22 protein-coding genes are annotated in these 24957 nt (G+C 63.9%); 4 read left to right on the top strand and 18 right to left on the bottom strand.

The window, feature by feature from the left end; all coding sequences use genetic code 11:
- Positions 1-7: 7 nt before the first annotated feature.
- The 8 genes from ABEA18_RS07065 to ABEA18_RS07100 form a co-directional block, all read right to left on the bottom strand.
- On the bottom strand, positions 8-496 hold the full coding sequence (locus ABEA18_RS07065; protein ID WP_236812181.1) for a PTS sugar transporter subunit IIA: 489 nt from the start codon (positions 494-496) through the stop codon (positions 8-10).
- A gap of 39 nt (positions 497-535) precedes the next feature.
- Positions 536-2296 carry a glycerol-3-phosphate dehydrogenase/oxidase gene (locus ABEA18_RS07070; RefSeq protein WP_345448587.1) on the bottom strand — a complete coding sequence of 587 codons (1761 nt, stop codon included), beginning with the start codon at positions 2294-2296 and terminating at the stop codon, positions 536-538.
- A 102-nt stretch (positions 2297-2398) separates the two neighbouring features.
- Complete coding sequence (locus ABEA18_RS07075) at positions 2399-3535, bottom strand: GuaB3 family IMP dehydrogenase-related protein (RefSeq protein ID WP_345448588.1); 1137 nt, start codon at positions 3533-3535, stop codon at positions 2399-2401.
- Between the two features lie 148 nt (positions 3536-3683).
- Complete coding sequence (guaB, locus tag ABEA18_RS07080; protein WP_236812187.1) at positions 3684-5195, bottom strand: IMP dehydrogenase; 1512 nt, start codon at positions 5193-5195, stop codon at positions 3684-3686.
- Positions 5196-5406: 211 nt separating this feature from the next.
- Positions 5407-7467: an acyltransferase family protein gene (locus tag ABEA18_RS07085; protein WP_425550493.1), complete on the bottom strand. Its 2061-nt coding sequence runs from the start codon at positions 7465-7467 to the stop codon at positions 5407-5409.
- Positions 7468-7929: 462 nt separating this feature from the next.
- A complete protein-coding gene (gene groL, locus ABEA18_RS07090) occupies positions 7930-9540 on the bottom strand; it encodes a chaperonin GroEL (protein WP_284756252.1) in 1611 nt (536 codons plus the stop codon).
- 86 nt (positions 9541-9626) lie between these two features.
- Entirely contained in the window at positions 9627-9923 is a 297-nt protein-coding gene (gene groES, locus ABEA18_RS07095) for a co-chaperone GroES (protein WP_028265041.1), read from the bottom strand.
- 223 nt (positions 9924-10146) lie between these two features.
- Positions 10147-10557, bottom strand: coding sequence for a hypothetical protein (locus ABEA18_RS07100; RefSeq protein ID WP_345448589.1), 411 nt, complete (start codon positions 10555-10557; stop codon positions 10147-10149).
- Between the two features lie 77 nt (positions 10558-10634).
- Between ABEA18_RS07100 and ABEA18_RS07105 the strand changes: the two genes are divergently transcribed.
- Positions 10635-11873: a THUMP-like domain-containing protein gene (locus ABEA18_RS07105; protein WP_345448590.1), complete on the top strand. Its 1239-nt coding sequence runs from the start codon at positions 10635-10637 to the stop codon at positions 11871-11873.
- A gap of 23 nt (positions 11874-11896) precedes the next feature.
- Here the strand turns inward: ABEA18_RS07105 and ABEA18_RS07110 are convergent, their stop codons facing one another.
- From ABEA18_RS07110 to ABEA18_RS07120, 3 genes are all read right to left on the bottom strand, one after another.
- Entirely contained in the window at positions 11897-12715 is an 819-nt protein-coding gene (locus ABEA18_RS07110) for a shikimate 5-dehydrogenase (protein WP_345448591.1), read from the bottom strand.
- A gap of 50 nt (positions 12716-12765) precedes the next feature.
- Positions 12766-12888: a type B 50S ribosomal protein L36 gene (gene ykgO / locus ABEA18_RS07115; RefSeq protein WP_184740519.1), complete on the bottom strand. Its 123-nt coding sequence runs from the start codon at positions 12886-12888 to the stop codon at positions 12766-12768.
- Between the two features lie 66 nt (positions 12889-12954).
- Entirely contained in the window at positions 12955-14115 is a 1161-nt protein-coding gene (locus tag ABEA18_RS07120; RefSeq protein WP_345448592.1) for a GTP-binding protein, read from the bottom strand.
- A 177-nt stretch (positions 14116-14292) separates the two neighbouring features.
- Between ABEA18_RS07120 and ABEA18_RS07125 the strand changes: the two genes are divergently transcribed.
- A complete protein-coding gene (locus ABEA18_RS07125) occupies positions 14293-15444 on the top strand; it encodes a glutamate--cysteine ligase (RefSeq protein WP_306958941.1) in 1152 nt (383 codons plus the stop codon).
- A 36-nt stretch (positions 15445-15480) separates the two neighbouring features.
- Here the strand turns inward: ABEA18_RS07125 and tsaD are convergent, their stop codons facing one another.
- The 7 genes from tsaD to ABEA18_RS07160 all read right to left on the bottom strand — a co-directional run bounded on the left by tsaD (position 15481) and on the right by ABEA18_RS07160 (position 21301).
- Positions 15481-16590 (bottom strand): tRNA (adenosine(37)-N6)-threonylcarbamoyltransferase complex transferase subunit TsaD, encoded by a 1110-nt coding sequence (tsaD, locus tag ABEA18_RS07130; protein WP_345448593.1) that lies wholly within the window; start codon positions 16588-16590, stop codon positions 15481-15483.
- Complete coding sequence (gene rimI / locus ABEA18_RS07135) at positions 16587-17027, bottom strand: ribosomal protein S18-alanine N-acetyltransferase (RefSeq protein ID WP_425550503.1); 441 nt, start codon at positions 17025-17027, stop codon at positions 16587-16589. Before rimI ends, tsaD begins: the two co-directional genes overlap by 4 nt.
- 44 nt (positions 17028-17071) lie before the next feature.
- Entirely contained in the window at positions 17072-17743 is a 672-nt protein-coding gene (gene tsaB, locus ABEA18_RS07140; protein ID WP_345448595.1) for a tRNA (adenosine(37)-N6)-threonylcarbamoyltransferase complex dimerization subunit type 1 TsaB, read from the bottom strand.
- Complete coding sequence (gene tsaE, locus ABEA18_RS07145) at positions 17743-18318, bottom strand: tRNA (adenosine(37)-N6)-threonylcarbamoyltransferase complex ATPase subunit type 1 TsaE (protein ID WP_345449073.1); 576 nt, start codon at positions 18316-18318, stop codon at positions 17743-17745. Before tsaE ends, tsaB begins: the two co-directional genes overlap by 1 nt.
- A 26-nt stretch (positions 18319-18344) precedes the next feature.
- Positions 18345-19550 (bottom strand): alanine racemase, encoded by a 1206-nt coding sequence (alr, locus tag ABEA18_RS07150; protein ID WP_345448596.1) that lies wholly within the window; start codon positions 19548-19550, stop codon positions 18345-18347.
- A gap of 73 nt (positions 19551-19623) precedes the next feature.
- Entirely contained in the window at positions 19624-20730 is a 1107-nt protein-coding gene (locus ABEA18_RS07155; RefSeq protein ID WP_345448597.1) for a carbohydrate kinase family protein, read from the bottom strand.
- Positions 20731-20770: 40 nt separating this feature from the next.
- The gene (locus ABEA18_RS07160; protein WP_425550494.1) at positions 20771-21301 is read right to left on the bottom strand and encodes a GNAT family N-acetyltransferase; all 531 of its coding nucleotides are present in this window, start codon (positions 21299-21301) and stop codon (positions 20771-20773) included.
- Between the two features lie 149 nt (positions 21302-21450).
- Between ABEA18_RS07160 and mshA the strand changes: the two genes are divergently transcribed.
- Positions 21451-22695: a D-inositol-3-phosphate glycosyltransferase gene (mshA, locus tag ABEA18_RS07165; RefSeq protein ID WP_345448598.1), complete on the top strand. Its 1245-nt coding sequence runs from the start codon at positions 21451-21453 to the stop codon at positions 22693-22695.
- A 425-nt stretch (positions 22696-23120) separates the two neighbouring features.
- Positions 23121-24815 (top strand): formate--tetrahydrofolate ligase, encoded by a 1695-nt coding sequence (locus ABEA18_RS07170; RefSeq protein WP_345448599.1) that lies wholly within the window; start codon positions 23121-23123, stop codon positions 24813-24815.
- Positions 24816-24957 lie beyond the last annotated feature (142 nt).

Genomic DNA, 24957 nt, shown 5'->3' on the forward strand with positions numbered 1-24957 from the left:
CCCAATTTCAGTGGTCGAAGAACACCAGGCTGGAATTGATCAGTTCGGCGATGACTTCGGGGTCGTGGGCGCGCCTGAGGGATTCCCTGAATGATTCCTTGGACAGGGAGCGGGCCAAGGTCGCGAGGACTTCCAAGTGGTCCGAGAATGAACTGGCGGGCGTAGCGATGAGCAGGACCAGCGTGGCCGGTCCGTCGCTGGCGCCGAAGTCCAATGAGTGACCGAACTTCGTGACCCCGACGGCAATGGAGACCCGGGAAACAAACTCGCTGCGGGCATGCGGGAGGCCAATGCCGCCCGGCAGCCCGGTGGCAAGTTGGTGTTCGCGCGAGTTGACGACTTCGAGGAAGCCCTCAAGGTCCGTGATGCGCCCGGCGGCGTAGAGCCTTTCCGCGAGCTGCCCCGCGGCATCTGTTTTGTCGACCGCTTCCATCTCCAGGATGACGGTCTCCGGCGTTGTCAGTTCGGCATCATACGGGTCCAGTGGTTCCGCCAAGTCGTTTTCCCTCCAGTGTGGCCAGCCAACCCGGGCCGCTCAGCGGAGGGGAACGATGTCATCGACACCCATGCGCGCAGCATCGGCCGATTCGTCGTCGGGCTGCTGTTGGCTAAGCCGTTCAGCTTCCACCCGGGCCAGGTAGTGCTTGATTTCGCTTTCCCGCTGCGCGTCGCTCCAGCCAAGAATTTCTCCCATCAGCTTAGCGACAACAGGGACAGCGGAAACACCTCTGTCCCACGACTCGATCGAGATACGGGTGCGTCGGGTCAGGACATCATGGACATGGCGGGCACCCTCATGCGTCGCGGCATAGACGACCTCCGCCGCCAAATAGTCGTCTGCCCCCGGCAGCGGCTCGGCCATGGCCGTGTTGTCCTTGATGATCGCCAGGACTTCCGGGGTCATGGAGCCATAGCGGTTGAGCAAATGTTCCACCCTTGCGACGTGGACCCCGGCCTCATCAGCGGTTCTCGCCCGCCGGTTCCATGCGGCTTTGAAGCCTTCAGCGCCCAGGAGCGGGATGGTGTCGGTGCAGCTCGCGGGTACGCGCTCGTCCATGGCCCGCGTCGCTTCATCCACCGCGTCCTTCGCCATGACCCGGTACGTGGTGAACTTTCCGCCCGCAACCACCACCAGGCCTGGAACAGGGTGCGCCACGACGTGTTCGCGTGAAAGTTTGGCCGTGGAGTCGCTCTCCCCCGCCAGTAGCGGACGGAGGCCCGCGTACACGCCCTCAACATCCTCACGGGTCAGTGGACGCTTCAAGACACGATTGACGTGTTCAAGAACATAGTCGATGTCCTTCGTGGACGCGGCAGGATGCGCCTTGTCGAGCTTCCAGTCGGTGTCCGTTGTGCCGATGATCCAGTGCCGCCCCCAAGGGATGACGAACAGCACGGATTTTTCGGTCCTCAGGATCAATCCCACCGTCGATTGGAAGCGGTCGCGCGGGACCACAAGGTGGATGCCTTTGGAGGCGCGGACCTTGAGCTGGCCGCGATCCGTCACCATGGCCTGGGTCTCGTCCGTCCAGACTCCCGTGGCATTGACCACTTGCTTGGCGCGGACTTCGATGACGCTGCCGTCTTCCTGGTTTTCCACCTTCGCGCCCACCACGCGTTCGCCCTCGCGCACGAACGACACCACGCGCATCCTGTTCACGGCATGCGCACCGTAATGCGCAGCAGTCCGGACGACATTGACCACCAGCCTGGCATCGTCAACCTGTGCATCGTAGTAGCGAATGGAGCCGACGAAGGCATCGTTCTTGAGGCTTGGTGCGGCCCTCAGTGTGCCGCGCCGGAAGAGGTGTTTGTGCATGGGGACACCGCGGCTGTGGCCGGAGGTGAGGCCAAGCGTGTCGTAGAGGAAGATACCGGCACCAACGTAGGGCCGCTCCCAAAAACGCCGGGTGAGTGGGTACAGGAACGGGACCGGACGGACAAGGTGTGGTGCGATCTGTTGGATCAGCAGTCCGCGTTCTTGGAGAGCTTCCTGGACCAGCGCGAAGTCCAGCATTTCCAGGTAACGCAACCCGCCGTGAATCAGCTTCGAGGACCTTGACGAGGTACCCGAAGCCCAGTCCCGGGCCTCGACAATACCCACGGACAAGCCGCGGGTCACCGCGTCCAAAGCCGCGCCTGCCCCGACCACGCCTCCCCCGACAATCAGGATGTCGAGTTCCTTGCCGGGTTCGGTGGTGCCCTTGAGAACTTCGATGGATCTGGCCCGCGCCTGCGGACTCAATGCACCCGTTGGTGCATCATCCCTTTGCGAACCATCTGCAACACTGCTCATTGGACGCCTCCCATCGCACAAGCCCGTAGTTCCCCACACTACTTCTTGTCCAGCGGCTTGGGCAGAGTTTTCGGGCGCCCGCTAAAGCGGTCCCAGCGGGAGCTACCCGCCGGAGTAAGGCGAGACGACGACGTCGACCCGCTGGAACTCCTTCAGGTCCGAATAGCCCGTGGTCGCCATGGAACGGCGAAGCGCGCCAATCAGGTTGGAGGTGCCGTTGGTGTGGTGGCCCGGCCCGAAGAGCACTTCTTCGAGGGGACCCACAGTGCCGACATTGACCCTGTCGCCGCGGGGCAGCTCAAGGTGGTGGGCTTCCTGGCCCCAGTGCCAGCCCTTGCCCGGGGCTTCTTCCGCACGGGCCAAAGCGCTGCCGAGCATGACGGCGTCGGCGCCCATGGCGATGGCTTTGACGATGTCACCCGAAGAACCCATGCCGCCGTCGGCGATCACGTGCACGTACCGTCCACCGGACTCATCCATGTAGTCGCGGCGGGCAGCAGCGACGTCGGAAATGGCGGAAGCCATCGGAGAATGGATACCGAGCGCACGGCGCGTCGTGGTCGTTGCGCCGCCGCCGAAGCCCACCAGGACGCCGGCCGCTCCGGTACGCATGAGGTGCAGGGCCGGGGTGTAGCCGGCGGCCCCGCCGACGATCACAGGGACGTCGAGCTCGTAGATGAACTGCTTGAGGTTCAGGGGCTCATGGTTCTTGGAGACGTGTTCGGCCGAGACGGTGGTGCCGCGAATGACGAAAATGTCTACGCCCGCGGCCACCACGGTCTTGTAGTGCTCCTGGGTGCGCTGCGGTGTCAGCGAGCCGGCCACCGTCACCCCCGACGCTCGGATTTCCGCGAGCCTCGTGGTGATCAGTTCGGGCTGAATGGGCGCTTTGTAGAGCTCCTGCATGCGCCGCGTGACTGCCGGGCTGGCCGTTTCATCCGCTAGGGCAGAGATTTCGTCCAGCACGGACTGTGGATCCTCGTACCGAGTCCACAAGCCCTCAAGGTCCAGGACGCCCAGGCCGCCCAGCCGGCCAAGGGCGATGGCCGTTTCAGGCGACATCGCCGAGTCCATGGGTGCGGCGATCACTGGCATCTCGAACTTGTAGGCATCAATCTGCCATGAGACGGAAACGTCCTTGGGGTCGCGCGTCCGGCGGTTGGGGACGATCGCGATGTCATCCAGGGAGTAGGCACGACGCCCACGCTTGCCACGGCCAATCTCAATCTCGTAAGTCACTGCTCTAGGTTATCCCAGTGCGGCGCGATGTACCGGCAGGGTGACGCACACCATGGCGGCAGGCAATGCCCCATAAACGAGCGGGCCCGGCACCTCCATGAGGGAGGTGCCGGGCTCGCTTTGGAACTGCCTAGGACAGGAATTACGCCTAGCGGGAACCGTAGTTCGGAGCCTCGACGGTCATCTGGATGTCGTGCGGATGGGACTCCTTGAGCCCGGCCGCAGTGATGCGGACGAACTTACCGCGTGCTTTGAGTTCAGCGATGGTCGGAGCACCCGTGTAGAACATGGTCTGGCGCAGGCCGCCGACCAGCTGGTATGCCACCGAGGAGAGCGGCCCGCGATATGCGACGCGGCCTTCGATGCCTTCCGGGATGAGCTTGTCATCACCGGAAACGTCCGCCTGGAAATAGCGGTCCTTCGAGTAGGACGTGTTCTTGCCACGGGACTGCATGGCACCCAGGGAACCCATGCCGCGGTAGCTCTTGAACTGCTTGCCGTTCACGAAGATCAGCTCACCGGGCGACTCGTCGCAGCCAGCCAGCAAAGAGCCGAGCATGACGGTGTCGGCGCCGGCCACGAGGGCCTTGCCGATATCGCCCGAGTACTGCAAGCCGCCGTCCGCGATCAGCGGAACACCGGCAGGGATGGCCGCCTTCGAGGACTCGTAGATGGCCGTGATCTGGGGGACGCCCACACCGGCAACAACGCGGGTGGTGCAAATGGAGCCCGGTCCCACGCCCACCTTGATGCCATCGGCACCGGCGTCGATCAGTGCCTGGGCGCCTTCACGCGTGGCGGCCTGGCCACCGATGATGTCAACGTGGGCAGCAACGGGGTCCGACTTCAGGCGCGTGATCAGGTCCAGGACACCCTGCGAGTGGCCGTTGGCGGTGTCCACGAACAGTGCGTCGACGCCGGCGTCGATCAGGGTCATGGCCCGTTCCCAGCCATCGCCGAAGAACCCGATGGCGGCGCCGACGCGGAGCCGGCCTTCCTCGTCCTTCGTCGCGAGCGGGTACTGCTCGGCCTTCGTGAAGTCCTTGGTGGTGATGAGTCCCTTGAGGCGACCCTGCTCGTCAACGAGGGGCAGTTTCTCGATCTTGTTGGTGGCCAGCTTGTGCGAGGCCTCTTCGCGGCTGATGCCTACGTGGCCCGTGATGAGCGGCATCTTGGTCATGACGTCGCTGACCAGCCGCAACGGGAAGTCGGACTCCGGCACGAAGCGTGTGTCGCGATTGGTGACAATACCCAGCAGCCGGCCATCGGGGTCGATGACAGGCAGACCGGAAACCCGGTAACGCGAACACAGTTCGTCCAGTTCCTGAAGGGTGGCTTCCGGGTGGATGGTCAGGGGGTTGGTGATCATCCCGGACTCGGAGCGCTTGACGCGGTCGACGTGGTCGGCCTGGTCTTCGATGGACAAGTTGCGGTGGATGACGCCAAGGCCGCCCTGCCGGGCCATGGCGATGGCCATGCGGGACTCGGTGACGGTGTCCATGGCGGCCGACAGCAACGGGGTCTGGACCGAAATTCGCTTGGAGATCCGGGATGAAGTGTCAGCCTCGGACGGAATGACGTTGGTGTGCCCCGGCAGCAGCAGGACGTCGTCGTAGGTCAGGCCAACAAAGCCAAAGGGATCGTGTTCGGGCTGGGTCATGAGTGCGCCTCTTACCTTGGTTCTTGGGGGTTGCTCTGGTAGGGGTTGCAACTGATGACCAGCCCGTCATTACGGGACTGGCCTGTGCAGAAAGGTTCTGAATAAATAGTAGAACCTCGCCGCCGATCCCCATATTCCGCGAGGGCAATGTGAGCAACAGCACCCGGCACCAGCCGTCGAGCCGCTCGACAGCCCACCCCGGGCCGGCTAGCTAGCTCCACCCGGTCGCGGCCAGCCACCGGTCCCTGAACATGGGCGCCATGCTCGCAACATAGGTCTTGGAGAGGTGGTTGTTGTCCAAGTAGACAAAGGTGTTACCTACAACGCCAGGGCATTCGCCGCCGTTACAAATCAGATCGGTCATGTCCAGTATGGACAAGCCGACGTACTTGCCTTGAAGTGATGCGAGTGGGTTTTGCGGCGCAAGCAGCTGGGCCTCGCCGGGATTGCAGTCGGGGCTGTGCTGTCCTTTGGTCACGACGCAGTCTGCCATGTTGAAGTCGAACCTCGGGTTGTCACGAACGGCAATGACGGATATGCCTTTGTCTGTCAGCATCTTCACGGTGTCTTCAAACCCGACGGTCAATTTTTCATCGGGTGACGATGGAACGGCTGCAGTTCCCACGAGGAACACGGCGCTCGGCGGGTGCTCGTCGATTTGCTGGCGAACGGCGTCATCAAAATCCTTGCATTCTGAGCTCAGCCCCGAGGTGTCCACCGTGAACGGACAGCCGCCGAGCAGCAGGTTGTACAGGCGCCATTGCTCTTGTTCTGCCAAAGGAGCCAATGCTGCCAACCACTGCTGCGCATGCGAGTCACCCAGTGCCAGGATGGTGCGGTCCGATCCAGCGGGTTGACTGTTTTGATTACACCCCGGCTGGAGGACGTTCGAGGCAGGCTTCAGATCCCCGCTGCACTGGTCGGACAGGCCTGCCCAGTCCTGTGGCAATTTTTCCGGGGTAGGAAGGAGAGCTGCTTTCGGGCTGACTTCGTTAACATAACCGGGCACCAAGGCGGCAGCGCCCGGGTTGTCCTTTTCCGCCTGGGCCATCGCAATTTTGGCACTCACGTACTGCTGCACATTGAATGCGAGCAACGGAACGACGGCAACAGCCAAGCAGGCGACCATCGCAATGGCGGCACGCCGCCGGTTCACTTCCGGCCATTTCCACTCCCGCAACGGCTTCTCGACGAACTTTGTGGTGAGGAAAGCCAAAACCAGGGCGGCCGCAATGATCACAGTCCCCGAGAGCCACCCGGCATGGTCTTTGCCGGTCCAGATGAGGGAGATGACAAGCAGCGGCCAATGCCACAGATACAACGCGTAGGAGTTGTCGCCCAGGCGTACGAGAGGCTTGGAGCTCAGGATCCGGTCAACACCGAAACGGCTGCCTGTCTGGCCGGCAACAATAACGCAGGCCGCCGCCAGGGTAGGCCAGAGGGCAACGAAGCCAGGGAAAGCCGTCTGGACCTGGAGCACGATCCCACAGCTCAACATTGCCAGAATGCCCACCCAGCCCATCATCACGCGGACGGGCTTCGAGAACCTCAACGCCGGCAGGATGAGGGCAACCAGCGTTCCTATGGCGAACTCCCACAGCCTGGCAAACGTGTCGAAATAGGCAGTCGTCTGGTCGGTTGCGGTCGCAATGACTGAATAGGTGAGCGAGACAGCGAAGAGCAGGCCAAATACGTACAGCAATGCGACACGATACCGAAGGCGGTACTTTTTACAAGCCAGGGCGACGAGCGCGAAAATAACCGGCCACAGGATGAAGACCTGGGCTTGGATCGATAGCGACCAGAAATGCTGGAGCGGACTCGCCTGGCTATGATCAGCGGCGTAGTAGTTGACTGCCTCCCGCTGAAGTAGCCAGTTCTGGACGTAGAAAAGCGAAGCCCAGACCTGGTCAACCAAAGCCGCCCATCGGGTCTTGGGGAGCACCACGAAAATTGCGGCCAATGTACCCAGCAGAACGACCACAGCGGCCGGAAGCAGCCTGCGGAACAGGTGAAGCCAGTGCCTCAGCAGGTCCATGGGGCGGCCCTGCTCATAACGGCTTGCGAACTGCAGCGTCATCAAGAAAGCAGAGACCAAGAGGAAAACATCGACGCCGCCGGAAACGCGGCCGAACCACACGTGGTAGGACACCACCATGAGCACAGCAAGCGAGCGCAGGCCTTGAATTTCGGGGCGGAACTTTGACTTTCGGCTGGTGATACTGGAACGACTCTGCCCCTTGATAGAAGCTGCCGTTTGCACAGTTGACACCACAATGCCCCTCAATGACCTAGATCGAACCATAAATCTTACTGATTCGTAATGTTCAATGCCAATCGAAAATTCATCCGAAGAGCACCCATCCTTCAATTGAGCCATCCCTAGCTGGGCGTTCACAGGGTGATTGCCCGGTACCAACTGTGGGCCCGTCTGCGCCGAAACGGCGAGCCAAATGCAGGAGGCCCGGCCCCCAAAGGGGACCGGGCCTTCTTTCACGCAGGTGGGCCCACACCGCCCGGGTTCCCTGGCCGAAGCGAAGCGAGGCTAGGGAGGCGAGGTGGGCCCACGCCGCCCGGGTTCCCTGGCCGAAGCGAAGCGAGGCTAGGGAGGCGGTCTGGGCCCACGCCGCCCGGGTTCCCTGGCCGAAGCGAAGCGAGGCTAGGGAGGCGGTCTGGGCCCACGCCGCCCGGGTTCCCTGGCCGAAGCGAAGCGAGGCTAGGGAGGCGGTGGGGACTAGTGGCTGTGACCTGCGTGCTCGTCTTCCTCGGCCGGCTTCTCGACAACCAGGGTCTCGGTGGTGAGAACCAGTGCTGCGATGGATGCGGCGTTCTGAAGCGCGGAGCGGGTGACCTTGACGGGGTCGATCACGCCGGCAGCGATCAGGTCCTCGTACACACCGGACTTCGCGTTGAAGCCGTGGTTGTCTTCCAGCTCGGCAACCTTGGCGACGACGACGTAGCCGTCGAAGCCGGCGTTCTGGGCGATCCAGCGAAGGGGCTGGGTCAGGGCGCGGCGGACGATGCCGACGGCGGCAGCCGCGTCGCCTTCCAGCGCCTTGACGGCGGCGTCCTCGTCCAGTGCCTTGAGGGCGTGGATGAGGGCGGAGCCACCGCCGGAGACGATGCCTTCTTCAAGGGCAGCACGCGTGGAGGACACTGCGTCCTCGATACGGTGCTTCTTTTCCTTGAGCTCGACCTCGGTGGCTGCGCCGACCTTGATCACGCCGATGCCGCCTGCCAGCTTTGCAAGCCTTTCCTGCAGCTTTTCCCGGTCCCAATCGGAGTCGGTGCGGGTCAGCTCTGCACGGATCTGGGCGACGCGTGCTGCTACGTCCTCGGGAGTTCCGGCGCCGTCAACGATGGTGGTGTTGTCCTTGGTGACGGTGATCCGGCGGGCGCTGCCGAGGACCTCGAGGCCAACCTGGTCGAGCGACAGGCCGAGCTCCGGGGAGACAACCTGTGCGCCGGTCAGTGTGGCAATGTCCTGCAGCATGGCCTTGCGGCGGTCACCGAAGCCAGGAGCCTTGACGGCAACGACGTTCAGGGTGCCACGGATACGGTTCACGATCAGCGTGGACAGAGCCTCGCCGTCGATGTCCTCAGCGATGATGAAGAGCGGCTTGGCAGCCTGCAGGGCCTTCTCGAGGAGCGGCAGGAATTCCTGCAGCGAGGAGATCTTGCCCTGGTTGATCAGAATGAGCGCGTCTTCCAGAACAGCTTCCTGGCGTTCCGCGTCAGTGACGAAGTACGGGGACAGGTAGCCCTTGTCGAACTGCATGCCCTCGGTGAGGACCAGTTCGGTCTGCGTGGTGGAGGACTCTTCGATGGTGATGACGCCATCCTTGCCGACCTTGCCGAAAGCCTCGGCGAGGAGCTCGCCGACCTCATCGCTCTGGGCGGAGATCGCGGCAACGCTGGCAACCTGGGTGCCTTCTACTTCGCGGGCGTTCTCAAGAAGGCGGGCAGCCACGGCCTGGACCGAAACCTCGATGCCGCGCTTGATTTCGCCAGGGGCGGCGCCGGCGGCAACGTTGCGCAGGCCTTCCTTGACGAGTGCCTGTGCCAGTACGGTGGCCGTGGTGGTGCCGTCGCCTGCGACGTCATTGGTCTTGGTGGCGACTTCCTTGGCCAGCTGCGCACCAAGGTTCTCATACGGGTCGTCGAGTTCGACTTCGCGGGCGATCGTCACGCCGTCGTTGGTGATGGTGGGAGCTCCCCACTTCTTGTCCAGAACGACGTTGCGGCCACGCGGGCCAAGGGTGACCTTGACGGTGTTGGCGAGCTTGTCAATGCCTGCTTCGAGCGAGCGACGGGCAGCGTCGTTAAACGCAAGCTGCTTTGCCATGGTTGTGTCCTTTCAAGACGGAAAACCCGCACCGCTGATTCGACCGGAAGAAGTCCGACTTGGTCTGCGATGCGGGATCCAGGGAATTACTTAACGACGATCGCCAGAACGTCGCGGGCGGACAGAACGAGGTATTCGTTGCCGCCGGTCTTGACTTCAGTTCCGCCGTACTTGGAGTAGATGACGACGTCGCCAACGGTTACGTCGACGGGGACGCGGTTGCCGTTGTCATCGAAGCGGCCGGGGCCAACTGCAACAACTTCGCCTTCCTGCGGCTTTTCCTGTGCAGTGTCCGGGATGACCAGGCCGGAAGCCGTGGTCTGCTCTGCTTCGAGCGGGCGGACAACAATGCGATCCTCGAGAGGCTTAATGGAGACCGACACTCGGATCTCTCCTTTACGTGAGGTAGTACATGGACTATCAAACCAGGGGTGCCGTGGCGGGCTTACCGTCGTCGCGGTGCCGGTAAGTGCCTGGCGGCATGATTAGCACCCGCCTAGGGAGAGTGCTAATCAAGACTCTATGTAAGCATTAGCACTCGGTCAAGGCGAGTGCCAGAATTCCGTCATGGGTGAACGCCCAATAGCGGCTTCCGGCTCGAGTAGCTCATTGCCCGGCGAGGTCGTCGAAGTCAACGTCCTCGCCGTCGTCGTACTCTTCCGTCTGTGCGGTTCCGCGGTTCAGATAGAGCACTACGCCGCTGGCGAGCGCGACGACGCCGAACACCACCAGCCCGACGATCGCTCCGATGCGGGCACCGGTGTAGGTGTCACGGATGTCCCGGGCCTCATCCGTGGCGTCCTGGACGCTCTTTCCGGTCATGGAGTAGGTGGCCGCGTTGAAAGAGTCTAGGAAGAAAATAATGATCAACAGCGCGATGCAGACAATGGCAATCAAGGCACCCACGATGAGCGCAGGACGGGCATACTTGGAGAGATTTCCGGCGAAGGGACGTTTATCGGGGGCAGAGGGAGATCCATTGGCGTCGTCAGGCTGGCGTACTGGGTTGTCTTCCATGGCATCAACCCTATCCGCCCGAGCGCTCCCGGATCCCTCCCGACCCCGTATGACGGGCGGGCACTAGGCTAGTTCCCATGGCTGACACACCCCAGGAACAGATCGCACCCTTGCTGACAACGGAAGGTTGGGAACTGCTGGCTTCCTTGGGACCGTACCGCGATGACGAAGCCTTCGCCCTGAATGCCCGCCTGCGCAAAGACGGCCACTCCCCTGCGCTCGTTGCCGCCGTCCTCACCCAATCCAGGCTCCGCACCCGGGCCGAGGCCAAGTTCGGCGAATTCGCCCGGCAGATGCTCTTCACCCAGGCCGGCCTGGAACAGGCCACCCGGCTCAATGTAGCGGCCAGGCATGCCGAACGCTTCGCCAACGCCGGCACACAGCACGTCGCGGACCTCGGCTGCGGGCTTGGAGCAGATTCCATGGCCATGGCCTCCATGGACATCAAGGTCACCGCCGTGGAGCTCGACGAGACCACCGCAGCCTGCGCCACCATCAACCTCATTCCTTTCCCGCACGCGACGGTAGTGCACTCCGATGCAACCTCGGTGCCTCTCTACGGGGTCGACGGCGTGTGGCTCGATCCGGCGCGACGCTCGACGTCGTCGTCGGGAACCAAAAGGATCTGGGACCCCGAGGCGTTCTCGCCGCCGTTGTCCTTCGTTGAATCATTGGCCGCCACCGGCAAGTCCGTCGGGGTCAAGATGGGTCCGGGAATGCCGCACGAATCGGTTCCGGCCGGCTGCGAGGCACAGTGGATCTCGGTGGGAGGGGACGTCACGGAGGTCACGCTATGGTTCAACGACGTCGCCCGTCCCGGCGTCCGCCGCGCGGCCCTGGTGCTCGGGCCGCAGGGCGCGGCCGAGATCACCAGCAGCGCAGATTTCGACGGCGGCCCGGTGCCCGACGTCGGGCCCGTGGAGGGATACCTTTACGAACCGGATGGCGCGGTGATCCGCGCGGGACTGGTAGCCGATGTCGCGCTCCGGCTCGGAGGCCACTTGGTGGACCCACACATTGCCTACATTTGCGCTCCGGAACTGGCGGAGACCCCGTTCGCCCGCGCCTACAAAGTTTTGGAAGTCATGCCGCTGAACGTCAAGGCACTCAAAGCCTGGGTGAAGGCCAACGGCGTCGGCGTCCTGGACATCAAGAAACGCGGCACCTCCGTTACCCCCGAAGAGCTGCGGAAACAATTGCTGCCGGCCGGAAAGAACTCGAGCAAAGCCCGCGGCAACAAAACAGCAACCCTGGTCCTCACCAGGATCGGCGAGGAAAAGGTGGCTGTTGTGGTGGAGCCGGTAGCGGCTGCTTGAGCCGATCCCTGACTTGGGGCGCCCTATTGGGCGCGCGTGAACTCCTCGGCCGCGGCCACTTGCTCCGGCGTCGGCGTGATGCCCGTGTAGAGCACGAACTGTTCAAGGGCCTGGATGGTGGCTACCTCGGCGCCGCTGATCACGCCCTTTCCTGCCGCGCGGCCGGCCTTGATGAGCGGCGTCTCTGCAGGGAGGGCGACGACGTCGAACACTACCCGCGCGGCCGACACCGCTGCTTCGGGGAAGGACAGCGAACCGGACTCGGGACCGCCGGCCATGCCGATCGGTGTGACGTTGACGAGCACGTCCGCCGTCGACTCCCCTACTTCTGCTTGCCAGCCGAAGCCATAAAGCCCCGCGAGGGCTTGTCCGGGCTTTTCATTCCGGGCAACCACCGTGACGCGGGAGAATCCGGCGTCGCGGAAGGCAGCGGCGGTGGCCTTGGCCATTCCGCCGGAACCCCGGAGCAGCACGGACGACGCCGGATCGATCGCGTTGCGCTCGATCAACTGGGCGATCGCGGTGTAGTCCGTGTTATATGCCGTGAGTACGCCGGCGTCGTTAACGATCGTGTTGACCGAGTCAATAGCGGCGGCCGAAGCGTCCATGCGGTCGACAAGGGCGATGACGTCTTCCTTGTACGGCATCGAGACGGCGCAGCCGCGGATGCCCAGGCCGCGCACGCCGGCGATGGCGTTCGGAAGGTCGGTGGGAGCGAAGGCCTTGTAGATCCAGTTCAGGCCGAGCGCCTCGTAGAGGAAGTTGTGGAAACGCGTTCCGTTGTTGCTGGGCCGGGCAGAGAGAGAAATACAGAGCGTCATGTCTTTATTGAGGATCGGCATAACGGGGTTTCCTTCGCGTAGCGGGTTCTCTGCCCAGCCTAGACGGGGAGCTAGCCTTGGCGCGCCTTGAAGCGCGGATTTAGCTTGTTGATGACAAAGGTGCGGCCGCGCCGGCGGACCACTTGCGCGCCGGGGATCTTCTTGAGGGCACGCAGCGAATTCCTGACTTTCATGGGGTTCTCCTTCTCGGGTTTTGACTTGGTTGATGGGGGCTTTGTTCCGCCGGGGCTGGTGCTCGGCTACAGGGTGGATTCGAGTTCAAAAGGGTCCTCGAGTCCGGCGAAGACGAGCCTCATCTCGGCTTCGCTCAGCGCACATCCGTCCAGCAGGGCCCGGATTTCCGCGGCGTTGACGTCGTCTCCCCTTCCGGTCACGGCAAGCACCGTCCCCCGGTCGCCGAAGCGGGGATGCCAGTTGAGAGCGGCGTCGACGTCGTGGAGTCCGTTTCCGTGCTTCAGGCCATTGCCGCTAGGGACGGGGCCGATGCCGGCGTCCGCCAGCCACTCGCCCGTGCTCTCAAGCCAGACGCGCGGCCCGATGCCCTGCACCGCGATCCGGACTTTGGCAGCCGACGCAATCCACAAGCGGCCCCGCATCCAGTGGCATCCCTCGGCCAACTTGGGCAGCGCCTCCTGGAAGCGCCTCGGATGAAGGGGTCGCTCCACTTTGTGGAGCACGGTCCGGAAACTCCCCGACTCCTCCTCGAGCGGCACCCTCACGGAACCACGACGGACTCTCGCGAGAGCCTCGGCGCCGTCGTAGCAGCCGGGCCGGAAGTCGTCGTCGCCCGCGGAAATGGCTGCGTGCGGCGCGAGCTGCCCAAGAAGTTCCACGCCGTGGGTCCACGCCTCGCTTGAGTCCGGGCGCAATCCGGTGAGCTCTGCCCCAAGACCGGCGTGCACCATGACAGTATCCGAGTGGCTCAATTCCCCGATGAGAAATTCTCCGCTGGTGCGCTCGTCCTCGGGCATGGCCGTAAACCCGGATTCATACAGCGTGTGTTTGTCCCAGATATGGTCTTCCAGCCCGGAGGGGTCAATCGCCAACACCGCGTTGTCGATGACGGCGGGCCGCTCCAGGCCGCGCTTGAGTTCGGCCACCGCCATCTCCACGGAGACACCCGGTGGCAGGCCCAGGACGATGTGGTCGTGTCCCGACGCGGCGAGGCGTTCCGCCGTCGGGACAACATCGAGACGGACCGTGCAGCTAAGGCAACCGTGTTCCAAAGCGGTTTGAGCCTGCTCCACCAGTTGGCCGTTGCGGAAGATCCTTCGCAAGACAATGGACCCGTCCAGGAGGTCGTGCAGGACAACCACCGAATCTCGATGCGTCCGCCCAAGCCTGGCGGCGGCTGCTTCGCGGCATTGGCTGTCCAGTGAGCTGACAACAGAAAGATGCATGCCAATAATCTTAGATGCAAATCATTCTCATTAGCAAGCCGATTCGGCTTCCTGTTTTACCTTGAGGTTCCCATCATGCGGTACCGTACCGCCCCTGCATTAGACTTGAGCCAACCGCTGACGGCCCCACGGCGGGCATTGCTCAGGGCGTTTTTGGCAAATACCGAGGGGACCCACGTGCAGATTGATTTCGCTTCATCCAGGCAGTCGACTCTGGGGGTGGAATGGGAGCTTGCGCTCGTCAACGCACGCACCGGCGAATTGGTCTCGGTGGCGAATGAGGTCCTGCGGGGCGTGGCTTCGCGGCATCCGGATTTGAACGAAGACGACGAGCACCCGCACATCAAGCGGGAACTGCTCCTGAATACCGTGGAACTCGTCACCGGTGTGTGCAACACCGTCAAGGAAGCCAAGGAAGACCTGGCCCGCTCGCTGCAGGCCGTCAGGGAAGTCACCGACCCCATGGGCGTGGAGCTCTTCTGCGCCGGAAGCCATCCTTTCAGCCCGCCGCAGCTCCAGCCGGTCTCGGACAAAGAACGCTATGCCAAACTGATCGACCGGACCCAATGGTGGGGACGGCAAATGGTCATCTACGGAGTCCACGTCCACGTCGGCCTGGATCGGAGGGACAAGGCGCTCCCCATCCTCGATGGCTTGGTCAACTACTTCCCCCATTTCCAGGCATTGTCCGCTTCGAGCCCGTTCTGGGGCGGTGAAGACACGGGCTATGCGTCACAGCGCGCCCTCATGTTCCAGCAGCTTCCCACGGCCGGATTGCCTTTCCAGTTCCCCAGTTGGGCCGAATACGAGTCCTATGTCCAGGACATGTTCACCACTGGAGTGATCGACACCCTGTCTGAAATCCGCTGGGACATCCGGCCCGTGCCGAACTTGGGCACCATCGAGATGCGCATTTGCGACGGCCTGGCCACCCTCGAGGAGGTCGGCGCCGTTGCAGCCCTGACCCAATGCCTGGTGGACGAGTTCTCCACCATCCTGGACAACGGCGGCAGCATTCCCACCATGCCGCCATGGCATATCCAGGAAAACAAGTGGCGCGCCGCCCGCTACGGCATGGAAGCGATCATCATCCTCGACGCCGAGGGCAATGAGCAGCTCGTCACTGAGCACCTGAAGGAAACGCTGCTGCGCCTGGCACCTGTCGCGGAAAAGCTGGGTTGCTCGGCGGAACTGGCCGACGTCGAAAAGATCATCGCCCGCGGAGCCGGCTACCAGCGCCAGCGCCGCGTCGCGGCCCAGCACGACGGCGATCTTCACGCGGTTGTCCAGGATCTCGTAGAGCAAATGCGGTCCGTTCCGACCTCCTAGCCTCCGGCCGTATAGCCGCCCGCCGGATTCCCGCGCCTACACCGAAACGGTAGTCACCGGCAGGGAAGAATCCGGAGCGAACGCGACGCCGCTGGGAGCGATTCCCGCCATGATGAGCTGCGAGCCCAAGGCCGCCACCATGGCGCCGTTGTCGGTGCACAGTGGCAGCGGCGGCACATGCAGGGTGATCCCGGCGGAGCTGCAGCGTTGCCCTGTCAGCTCACGGAGCCGGGAGTTGGCTGCAACGCCGCCGCCGAGCAGGAGATCCGTGATGCCGTTCTCCTTGCAGGCCAGCACAGCCTTGGACGTGATGACGTCCACCACCGCTTCCTGGAATGCAGCAGCGATGTCGGCGACGGGAACCTCCTCACCGCGCGCTTCGAATTGTTCAACGCAGCGCGCGACGGCGGTCTTGAGCCCGCTGAAGGACCAATCGTAGCGATGGGGTCCCGGCTCTTCCACGGTTCCCATGTACTTGGGTTGCGTCAGTCCGCGTGGGAAACGTATGGCCTTGGCGTTGCCTTGCTTGGCGAGTTTGTCGATGGCCGGTCCGCCTGGGTAGCCAAGGCCCAGGAGCCTGGCCACCTTGTCATAAGCCTCGCCTGCGGCGTCGTCGATCGTGGAGCCGAGCATCTCGACGTCGTCGGTGATGCTGCGGATGCGCAGGATTTCCGTGTGCCCGCCGGAAACCAGCAACGCACCGAGGTTTTCCGGCAGCCGGCCGCCCGCACCGAGCCCCCCAGCGCCGCCGTCGGCGCTGTCAAGGAGCCCGACGCCGACATGCGCCACCAAGTGGTTGATCGCGTAGAGCGGCTTGCCCGTGGCAATGGAGAGGGCCTTGGCAGCGCAGACACCCACCATGAGCGCGCCGGCCAGGCCAGGCCCGGAGGTCACGGCGATGGCGTCGATATCGTCGAGCGTCACCCCTGCTTCGTGCAAGGCTTCCTGCAGCGTGGGTACGAAGGCGTCGAGGTGCGCACGGGAGGCGATCTCCGGAATGACACCGCCAAAACGGACGTGCTCATCCATCGAAGAGGACACCGTGTTGGTCAGCAAGGTGGCGCCCCGGACAATCCCGACGCCGGTTTCGTCGCAGGAGGACTCGATCCCCAGCACGAGCGGCTGGATAGCGTGGGAGCGGTTCATTCCGGTGTTCCTTCAGTCAGTGTGAGCCTCATGATGAGGGCGTCCGTGCCGTCCCGGTAGTAGCGTCGGCGGACGTGGATCTGCTCGAAACCGAACCGCACGTAGAGTGCTTGCGCTCGTGGATTGTCGGCACGGACTTCCAGGAGCACTTCCACCGCGCCGCGCCGCCGGGCCTCTTCGATCAGTTCCGTGAGGATGGCGGAGCCTATTCCCCTGCCTTCGAATTCGGGCACGACGGCGATCGTCTGGACGTCCGCGATCGGCTCGATGCACATGAGCCCGGCGTAGGCCACAATCTGCCCGCCGGCTTCGGCCACGACGTAGCGGCGGGTGTCAACCTGGGCAAGTTCATCGAAGAACATCTGCATCGGCCACGCGTCTACCGGGAATAGCCTGCGCTCCAGGACTTCGACCGCGGTGACGTCGTCGGCGGTCATGTCGCGCAAGGTCACGCCGTCGAGCTTGAACTGGTACGAAGGGTTCACAGGGCACGCTTCCTGGGGCCCGGCACTTGCGCGTCGGATTCCCGCAAATACAAGGGTGTGGAATCCGGCAGCTCCCCGCCGGCCGCCAGGACGGCCATAGCGAACTGGCCCAGCGAGGCGGCGTCAGGCTGGGTGTTGCTGAATTCCTCGTTCGCGTTGACGACGTCCGCGTAGATGCCGCCGCCGGCACCGAAGACCGGGAGATCGGGCAACTCCGAGGCGAAACCGACGTGCGGACCATCCACAAGTTGCGGGAGCTGGCCATCGTTGAGCGTATAGCGCGCCCAATAGACCTCCTTGCGACGAGCATCCGTGGCCACGAGGAACTCGGCCTGCGCCTCCGTTGACTCGGCCACTTCCAAAGCGATCGCATCCAGGCTCATGAGTCCGAACAGCGGCTTGTTCCAGGCAAATGCCAAAGTGCGGGCGGTTGCAATCCCTGACCGGAGGCCCGTGAACGGCCCAGGGCCGACGCCGGTGACGATGAGGTCGATGTCCGCGCCGCTTACGCCCGCGTCCTCCAGGAGCTTCACAATGCCGGGCGCCAGGACCTCGGCGTGGCTCCGGGTGTCCTCCGTGGCGAAGGACTCCACCACGCCTTCCATGGCATCGTCAGAGATAAGTGCCGCACTTGCCACGGCCGAAGTGTCAATGGCCAAGATCAGCATCAGGCGTTCTCCTCCAGTATTTCCGGCACTGCGCTCCAGCGAGGGCCAAAGCCGCGGAAAACGATGGTGCGCGGTTCGTCGTCGTCCTCCGGGTCGAAGTCCAGCACGGCGTCCTGGCCTGCTTCATGGCGGGTTGTCGCCCTCTCCATGCCGCCAACCGTCCGGTGCATCTCGATGTCCAGGCGACTATCCGAAAGGTGTTCCACGCGCTCGCGCCCCCACTCGACCACTGTCACGGAGTTGTCCATGGTGTTTTCGAGGTCGATGTCGTCGATTTCCGCGGCGGACCCCAGCCGGTAAGCATCAACGTGGACCAGATCCGGGCCGCCGGGCCGGGGTCCGTTCGGCAGGTTGGGGTGGATGCGCACCAGGACAAACGTGGGCGAGATGACGCCGGCACGGACGCCCAGTCCCTCGCCGAGGCCCTGCGTGAAGGTGGTCTTGCCTGCACCGAGTTCGCCTGTCAGGACCAGCAGGTCACCGGGCTCAAGGACCCCGGCGAGCGCCGAGCCCAAAGCGTGTGTCTGCTCCGCCGTCGCGACCTTGACGGTCCGTTCCCACAACGCATCACTCAATGGGGTCTGGTCAATCGAGGCCCCGCTCACCGGGCATCCGCCCCCGGAGTCTCATTGATGTAGATCCGCGGCACGCGTGGGCTGATGCGGGTGACAATCTCATAGTTGTTGGTTCCCGCGGCTGCTGCCCAGTCGTCCGCCGTCGGGCCGCCGTCGGCGCCGTCACCAAACATGACAGCTTCGGCGCCCAGCCAGCCGGCTTCGTCCGTCACCGCGTTCCCAAGGTCGATGACCATCTGGTCCATGGCGATCCGACCCACAACGGGATAGTTGACTCCGTTGACCCGCACCGGTCCGCCGGTGGCGACGCGCGGCACGCCGTCGGCATAACCGAGCGGGATCAGGCCCAAGGCACTCTCGCTGGACGTCCGGTAGTTGAGTCCGTAGGACACCCCCTGGCCTTCGGGCACCCGCTTGCAATTCGAAACGAGGGTGCGCACTGTCATGGCCGGGCGGAGACCAAGTTCCGCGGAGTTTTGTCCTTCGAAAGGGGACAGCCCGTAGAGTCCGAGACCCACACGGACGAGGTCGAAGTGGGCATCCGGGCGCGAAAGCGTGGCGGGAGTGTTGGCAAGGTGCCGGACTTCGGTGTCCACTCCGGCGTCCTCGGCCACGGCAATCGCTTCCCGGAAAGCCGCCAACTGCTCATCGGTCTCGGGACGGTGCGGTTCGTCGGCCACGGCCAGGTGCGAGAAGATGCCCACCACGCGCAGGAGGCCCTCGTCCTGGTACTCCATGGCCTGGCCCACCAATTTGTCCCACTGGGCGATGGTGGAGCCGTTGCGGCCCAGGCCGGTGTCCACCTTGAGGTGGATGCGGGCCGGCCGTTCCTGTTCGCGTGCCGCGGCGACCACCGCGTCCAGCTCCCAGCCGGAAATTCCGACGTCGACGCCGGCGGCAACCGCCGCCTGGAAGTTGCTTTGGCTCGTGTGCAACCAGGCGAGCATGGGGGCGTCAATTCCGGCAGCGCGCAGCGCCAAAGCCTCCGATATATGGGCAACGCCAAGCCATCGGGCGCCCGCTTCAAGGGCCGCCCGTGCCACCTGCACCGCGCCATGCCCATAGGCATCGGCCTTCACCACGGCCATGACGCTTGCGGGCGAGGCGATAGCCACGAATTGGCGTACGTTGTGCCGGATGGCATCCAAATCAATAACGGCTGATCGTTCGAGGACCGTTGCCGGACCCGATTTCGTCGAGGGCTCGAAACTGGCAGCTGCTTCGTAAGTCACCCTCACGATTCTAGTGCCGCGGCGGCGTGCGGGTTGACTGGGGGGTGAGCGGGTTGACCGGGGTGAACGCCGCTCACGCGTCCGAGTTGTGGGCGATCGTGGCTGTCGCACGACGTTGGGCCCCGGGCGGGACATCCGCCACAATGTCCTCAAGGAAAGCGAACCGTTTGAGCCACTGGCTGGACTGCCGCTCCCTCCGGGCGTTCGCTCGCTGCCACCAGTCGGCGATGTCACCCCAACCAGGCGCAGCAAGCGAGCCGCCCACCTCCTGCACCGCCAGCGAGGCGCAAAGATTGGCAAAACGGAGCCGGTCCCCCAAAGGCCACCCGGCCAGGCAGCCCACAACAAACGCCGCACCGAAGCAGTCGCCCGCTCCTGTGGGGTCGTACGCCGTCACGGGAAGGGACGGCACCCACTCCTCCTCGCCGGTTTCGGAATCCACGGCCATGGCTCCCTGCGCTCCCAGGGTCACAACAGCCACCGGAACGCGGTCGGCGAGGGTGTAGAGCGCGGACCATGGGTTGTCCTTGCCGGTGAAGGCCATCGCTTCCCGTTGGTTCGGCATGAAGGCGTGGAAATTGCTGAGCTGGTCCAGCCGTTTCGACGACCACGCTCCCGTCGGATCCCACCCGGCGTCGCCGAAGAGTTTGACGCCGGCTTTCCTCGCCGCCAGCATCCAGGGCTCTGGCTCCTCGCCAAGATCCGCGATGGCGGCGAGCGCTTTGGGCGGGTCGCCAATCAGTTCCGAGGCGCTCATGGGCGAGGGATGTCCGTGGGTGACCATGGAACGATCGTGGTCGACACACAAGGAGACGGTCACCGGAGAATGCCAGCCTTCGAACCGCCTGGACAAGGAAAGGTCCACGTGCTCCTGGCTTTCCAGGATCCGCCAGTTGAAGTCCCCGTATCCGTCATCCCCGAAGGCCGCGGCGAGGCTGGTCCGCAACCCGAGCCGGGCAGCCGCAATGGCTTGGTTGGCCACGCCGCCCGGGCAGGTCCCCATGCCTTGGCTCCACACTTCGGTCCCCGGTTCAGGGCTGCGGTCCAGTCCGGTAAAGATAATGTCTTGGAACACGGTGCCTGTGAGCAGGAGATCGCAGGCTGAATCGGCCCCGTCATTACGCGCTTTCCCCCGGATAGCGGCGAGGGGATCGAATCCAGTCCTGGGCGTTGCGTCCATGCACGGCAGACTACGCCGCGGCCACGATTGTGCAAAGCTCTTAGAGCTCCTGGTACATGACGTGCAGCCCCACATAGCCCAGGGTCGGATGATGGAAGGCTTCGGGGATGGTCGCAAGGATGCGGAAGCCCATGGACTGCCATAGTCCGACTGCGCGGACGTTGCTTTCGACGACGGCGTTGAACTGCATCGCCTTGAACCCGGCGTCCCGGGCGGCAACCAAGGAATAGGCACAAAGTGCCCGGGCGATTCCTTGCCCGCCGTGATCGGCATGGACCATGTAGCCGGCGTTGGCCACGTGGCTTCCGCCGCCGCCCTGGTTGGGGTGCAGTTCACCGGTACCCAGCACGTCGCCGTCGCGCACTGCCACAAAGGTCAGGCCGGGCGCTTCCTTCAACCATTTGCTCCGGGCAGTTTCTTCTGTTGTGTCGCGGTCCCAGGTGAAGGTCTCCCCTGCCCGGATCACAGGTTCCAGGACGGCCCAGATCCCGGGCCAGTCGCTTGCCCGGGCGGGCCGGATCTCGTATGTCACGGCCGCCGCCGTTCCTGTTTCGCTGATTGAGTGGCTCACGTCCGTAACGGTATCAGTCCGCCACGTGATGCTGGCCCTGGGGGACCGGCTGCAATGCCGGGGAGCTCAGGAGTAGTGTTTTCGCTGGGACGCCAAGGATTTATCGCTTTGCGGAACTTGTTGAATTGCGTTGGATACAGGAGGTAGCGGTGTCGTTGATCCGTCGCGTGGCCTTCCTGTCACTCCATACCTCGCCCATGGAGCAGCCGGGTTCGGGCGATGCGGGCGGCATGAATGTCTACGTCCGGGCGCTGGCCATGGCGTTGGCTGATCTTGGCGTGGAGGTCGAGATCTTCACGCGTTCGACGTCCGCCGGGCAGCCCGCCGTCGAACATCCCGGTCCCGGCGTCTGCGTGCACAACGTCCTGGCAGGGCCGCCCCGGAAACTGCCCAAGGAGGAGCTGCCCGATCTCCTCCACGCCATGGTTGCCGAAGTCGAGAGGATCCGGCAGCGGCAACCGCACGGCCGTTACGACGCCATCCATTCGCACTACTGGGTGTCGGGTGTGGCCGGCCTCGAACTCTCCGCATTGTGGAACGTGCCGCTGATCCACACGATGCACACGATGGCGAAGGTCAAGAACCTGGTGCTCGAATCCGGCGAGCGGCCCGAACCCCGCCTGCGTGAAGACGGCGAACAAAAGATCGTCGATGGAGCCACGCGCCTCGTGGCCAACACTCCTGCCGAAGCCCAGGAGCTTGTATCGCACTACGACGCCGATTTCGACCACATCGACATCGCTCCCCCGGGCGTTGACCTCACCGTGTTCACTCCCGCGTTCCGGGCCCGGTCCCGTGCCGAGCTTGGAGTCCGGCCGGGCAGTTTCCACCTCCTCTTCGCCGGACGCATCCAGCGGCTCAAGGGCCCGCAAGTATTCATCGAGGCTGCAGGCATCCTCCGCAAGAGACGGCCCGACATCGACCTCGAATTGACCATCCTGGGCGCCTTGAGCGGCGCCAAGGACTTCAATCTGCAGTCCTTCATCACTGCCGCTGGGCTCGACGACGTCGTAACTCACCGCGCGCCGGTCAAGGCGCCGAAGCTGGCGGGCTGGTTCCGTTCAGCCGATGTGGTGGTGATGCCTTCCTACAGCGAATCGTTCGGGCTTGTTGCCCTGGAGGCGCAGGCCTGCGGCACTCCGGTGGTCGCTACCAACGTGGGCGGCCTGTCCCGTGCCGTTGCCGACGGGCGGACGGGTATTTTGGTCGACGGCCACGATCCTTCCCGCTGGGCCGACGTCATCGAAGCCCTGTACGACGATCCCCGGACCCGCGAAGACATGGGACGCGCCGCGGCAGTCCACGCGGAGGCCTTCGGCTGGCACAGGACGGCCGCCATCGCGCTCGAGAGCTACCACGCAGCCATCGGCGCTGTCCTCGTCCGCCCAAGCTAGACCCTCGCTCACAAACAAGCCCCCTCCCGGCGACGCTCGCTCACCTATGGGGCCAATCCCAACGACGCCCGCTCACCTATGAGGGCAATCCCGACGACGCCCGCTCACCTATCGGGGCAATCCCGACGACGCCCGCTCACCTATCGGGGCAATCCCGACGACGCCCGCTCACCTATGAGGGCAATCCCGACGACGCCCGCTCACCTATCGGGGCAATCCCGACGACGCCCGCTCACCTATCGGGGCAATCCCGACGACGCCCGCTCACCTATCGGGGCAATCCCGACGACGCCCGCTCACCTATCGGGGCAATCCCGACGACGCCCGCTCACCTATCGGGGCTCGACTGACGACGCCCGCTCACCTATCGGGGCTCGACTGATAGATTGTCGCGGACAGTGTTCCGCACAGAGTTGAGGACGAGGATGTCTGAAAACAAGATCTTGAGCGACCTCGAAATTGCCCAGAATGCAGCGATACGTCCCATTGAGGAGATCGCGGAGCGTGCCGGGATCAACGTCGATGCATTGGAACTGTACGGCCGGTTCAAGGCGAAAATCGATCCCGCCAAGCTCCGTCTCCCGGATGCCAAACGCGCGGGCAAGATAGTCCTCGTCTCAGCTATGTCCCCGACCCCGGCGGGTGAGGGGAAGTCCACAACCACGGTAGGCCTCGCCGATTCCTTGGCGCGGGCCGGGCACCGCGTGATGATCGCGCTACGCGAACCGTCCCTTGGACCGATCCTGGGCATGAAGGGAGGCGCGACCGGTGGCGGCCACTCCCAGGTTCTTCCCATGGACGAGATCAACCTGCATTTCACCGGCGACTTCCACGCGATCACCTCGGCCAATAATGCCCTGATGGCCCTCGTGGACAACCACATATTCCAAGGCAACGAGCTCAACATTGATCCGCGGCGCATGACGTTCAAACGGGTCCTCGATATGAACGACCGCTCGCTGCGCGAGGTCATCATCGGCCTGGGCGGGCCCGCTCAAGGCGTGCCGCGACAGGACGGCTTCGACATCACCGTGGCCTCCGAAATCATGGCCGTCTTCTGCCTCGCGACGGACTTGGATGACCTCCGCGAGCGCCTAGGACGCATCACTTTCGGATACAGCTATGACCGTCAGCCGGTCACCGTGGCCGATCTCGGCGTCCAGGGTGCCCTGACCATGCTGTTGAAGGACGCCATCAAACCGAATCTCGTGCAGACCATCGCAGGAACGCCGGCCCTGGTGCACGGCGGCCCGTTCGCCAACATCGCGCACGGCTGCAACTCGCTCATCGCCACACGAACGGCCCAACAGCTCGCCGACATTGTGGTCACGGAAGCGGGATTCGGCGCCGACCTTGGTGCCGAAAAGTACATGGACATCAAGTCGCGCATAGCGGACGTGGCGCCGTCCGCCGTCGTCGTGGTCGCAACTATCCGGGCGCTGAAGATGCAGGGCGGCATCCCGAAGGAGCTTCTCAAGGAGCCGAACGTCGAGGCGCTCGCCGCCGGCGTCGAGAACTTGAAACGGCACGTGCACAATGTCGAGAAGTTTGGCGTCACACCGGTTGTCGCAATCAACAAATTTGCGTCGGACACAACAGAAGAGCTCGAATGGCTGCTGGCTTGGTGCGCCCAGGAAGGAGTCCAGGCGGCGGTGGCGGACGTTTGGGGTCGCGGTGGAGGGGGCGACGGCGGTGACGAGCTCGCGGCGAAGGTCGCCGCTGTGGTGGCGGCAGCAGCGCCGTCGGACTTCCGGCACTTGTACCCTCTTAGCCTGTCTGTGGAGGACAAGATCCGCACGATCGTGCAGGAAATCTACGGCGCCGACGGCGTTGAGTTCTCGGTCCCTGCGCTCCGGCGCCTGGCGGACATCCGGAAAAATGGCTGGGGCGGACTGCCCGTTTGCATGGCAAAGACGCAGTATTCATTCACCGACGACGCCTCCCAGTTGGGCGCCCCCAAGGGGTTCACGGTGCACGTGCGCGAGCTGATTCCCAAGACCGGAGCGGGCTTCATTGTCGCACTGACAGGCGCAGTCATGACCATGCCCGGTTTGCCGAAGGAGCCCGCCGCGATGCGGATGGACGTCGATGAGCACGGCCATCCTGTTGGCCTCTTCTGACGCTAGCTCACCTATGTGCCGTCTTTACGGAACGCTCGCTCACTTATAAGGCACTTTCGCGGAACGCTCGCTCACATATGTGGCACTTTCGGGAAGCCCTCGCTCACATATAGACCCACGAGGACGACAAGTCGCACAGCCG

It is taken from the genome of Arthrobacter gyeryongensis (assembly GCF_039543785.1).
GTDB classification, from domain to species: Bacteria; Actinomycetota; Actinomycetes; order Actinomycetales; family Micrococcaceae; genus Arthrobacter; species Arthrobacter gyeryongensis.

Coding starts and splice junctions, on each gene's coding strand:
- tsaB (WP_345448595.1), bottom strand. CDS start 17,743: ATGCTGATCTTGGCCATTGACACTTCGGCCGTGGCAAGTGCGGCACTT.
- ABEA18_RS07170 (WP_345448599.1), top strand. CDS start 23,121: ATGTCTGAAAACAAGATCTTGAGCGACCTCGAAATTGCCCAGAATGCA.
- ABEA18_RS07110 (WP_345448591.1), bottom strand. CDS start 12,715: ATGCCGATCCTCAATAAAGACATGACGCTCTGTATTTCTCTCTCTGCC.
- tsaD (WP_345448593.1), bottom strand. CDS start 16,590: ATGAACCGCTCCCACGCTATCCAGCCGCTCGTGCTGGGGATCGAGTCC.
- groL (WP_284756252.1), bottom strand. CDS start 9,540: ATGGCAAAGCAGCTTGCGTTTAACGACGCTGCCCGTCGCTCGCTCGAA.
- ABEA18_RS07120 (WP_345448592.1), bottom strand. CDS start 14,115: ATGCATCTTTCTGTTGTCAGCTCACTGGACAGCCAATGCCGCGAAGCA.
- ykgO (WP_184740519.1), bottom strand. CDS start 12,888: ATGAAAGTCAGGAATTCGCTGCGTGCCCTCAAGAAGATCCCCGGCGCG.
- ABEA18_RS07070 (WP_345448587.1), bottom strand. CDS start 2,296: ATGAGCAGTGTTGCAGATGGTTCGCAAAGGGATGATGCACCAACGGGT.
- guaB (WP_236812187.1), bottom strand. CDS start 5,195: ATGACCCAGCCCGAACACGATCCCTTTGGCTTTGTTGGCCTGACCTAC.
- ABEA18_RS07155 (WP_345448597.1), bottom strand. CDS start 20,730: ATGGACGCAACGCCCAGGACTGGATTCGATCCCCTCGCCGCTATCCGG.
- ABEA18_RS07100 (WP_345448589.1), bottom strand. CDS start 10,557: ATGGAAGACAACCCAGTACGCCAGCCTGACGACGCCAATGGATCTCCC.
- rimI (WP_425550503.1), bottom strand. CDS start 17,027: ATGACCGCCGACGACGTCACCGCGGTCGAAGTCCTGGAGCGCAGGCTA.
- ABEA18_RS07105 (WP_345448590.1), top strand. CDS start 10,635: ATGGCTGACACACCCCAGGAACAGATCGCACCCTTGCTGACAACGGAA.